The sequence below is a fragment of the Streptomyces hirsutus genome, from assembly GCF_001418415.1.
GTDB classification, from domain to species: Bacteria; Actinomycetota; Actinomycetes; order Streptomycetales; family Streptomycetaceae; genus Streptomyces; species Streptomyces hirsutus.
Genome location: NZ_LIQT01000608.1, coordinates 1 through 1,840, shown reverse-complemented (window position 1 = coordinate 1,840; position 1,840 = coordinate 1). Strand labels below are relative to the sequence as shown.

Below are 1,840 nucleotides of genomic sequence, written 5' to 3'. Positions count from 1 at the left end.
AGGGGAGCCCTGCCGGGCCGGGAGGTCTCCGCTCAGCCGGTGGCGCCGGACGCGTCGGCGTGCTTGCCTCCCTGCGGCCCGTACGCGGTCATGAAGCGGTCGCGGAACTCGTCCATGCCCCAGCGCGGGGCGTCGGGCGCGGGCTTGAGGCCGTCGGTCCAGTTCCAGTCCGCCACCCGGTCCAGGACCTTCTCGTCGCGGGCGACGATCGTGATCGGCACGTCCTTGTCGGTGCTGCCGGCGGTGACGGTCGGGACGGGCTGGTGGTCGCCCAGGAAGACCAGGACCGTGTCCTCGTCGCCGTACCGCTCCATCCACTCGGTCAGGCTGCGCAGCGAGTACTCGATGGACTTGCGGTACTCGGTGCGTACCTTCTCCGGGTCCTGCCAGACCTCGGCGGGGTCGGTGCCCTCCTTCTTGATCTCGTGGAACACGGAGCCGTCGCCGAGGTCGTCCCAGTCGATCATGCGGGCGTTGGGGGACCACGGGTTGTGGCTGGAGGCGAGGATGATCTCCGCCATGATCGGATCGCGGTTCTCCCTGCCGTGCTCCAGACGCTCGAAGGCCTCCATGGTGAACTGGTCGGGCACCGGCGTCCAGCTGAAGTACGGGCCCTGGTAGCCGAGGTTCTCGGAGTCGTAGATGTGGTCCAGGCCGAAGTACTTGCCCTCCGGCCAGGCCCGCCGCACCCCGGGCACGATGCCGACGGTGCGCCAGTCGCCGGTCTTGCGGAAGTAGTTGGTGAGGGTCATGCGGTCGCTGGTGGTGAGACTGCGGTAGCGCTGCTGGTTCTTGATCCACAGGCCGGACAGGAAGGTGGAGTGGGCGAGCCAGCTGCCCGCGCCCGTCACCGGCGACCTGAGCCAGCCGCTGCGCGACTCGAAACCGGCGGCCTTCAGGGTGCCGGTGCCCTCCTTCAGCACCGCGTCGATCGGCTCCGCCATCGCCGGATCGTCGATCGCGACCCGGCCGTAGCTCTCGATGAAGGTGAACAGGACGTCCTTGCCGCGCAGCCCGGTGAACAACTGGTCCGGTGGAGTGTCGGCGAAGGCGTCGACGGCGGCCTGCCGCTCGAAGACCCGTGCGTCCTTGAGTCCCGCGCGCACCTGCTCCATGCGGTTGCCCAGCATCTCCGCGGTGCCCTTGGTGGCGAGCGGGACGCCGGTGATCTGCACGCCCAGGGTGACGCAGGTGATCCACACGACGCCGAGGACCAGGGTGGTGCGGGCGGCGGTCGGACGGTGGCGGACCATCAGGTTCGTGATCCGCACCGCCGCCAGCGTCATCAGCACCAGCAGGGCGGCGAACAGGACGATCACACCGATCACGGCGAGGATCTGCCCGCCCCGGCCGAACGACTCCCGGACGAACTCGGCCGCGTCGTCGAACAGGATCCAGTCGAGCACCAGGTCGAACGGACGGGCCAGTACCTGGTAGAACCCCATGTCCACCATCTTCAGGACGGTGAGCAGACCGAGCAGGACACCCGATACCGCCGCCATGATCCGCCGGGGCCTCGGCGGCAGCGCGAGCAGCAGCGTCGCCAGCAGGACGCCCTCGGCCGGGATGCGGAGGAACGCCTCGAGCGAGAGCCGCTCCACGCGGTTCGGCACGAGGAGCGCGAACAGCAGCAGCGCTCCGGCCAGGACGGTCGTCCCTACGGTGATGCCACGGGCGGCGCGGGGGTGGCGCTGCCGCCAGCGGCCCGGTCGGGTGGGTGCCGGGCCGTCGAGGGTCTCCTCGCGGGGCTCGGACGTGCCGGCGGGGGCGGGGGGAGGGGCAGTGGTGCCGGCCGGGCCGCCGTCCGGGTCCGCGCCGCTCTCGGTGGGGTCCGACAGCT

1 protein-coding gene is annotated in these 1,840 nt (G+C 70.8%); it reads right to left on the bottom strand.

The features are described 5' to 3' along the window. Nucleotides 1-32 precede the first annotated feature (32 nt). Entirely contained in the window at nt 33-1,838 is a 1,806-nt protein-coding gene (locus AOK11_RS35715; RefSeq protein WP_420903043.1) for an alkaline phosphatase family protein, read from the bottom strand. Between the last annotated feature and the right edge of the window lie 2 nt (nt 1,839-1,840).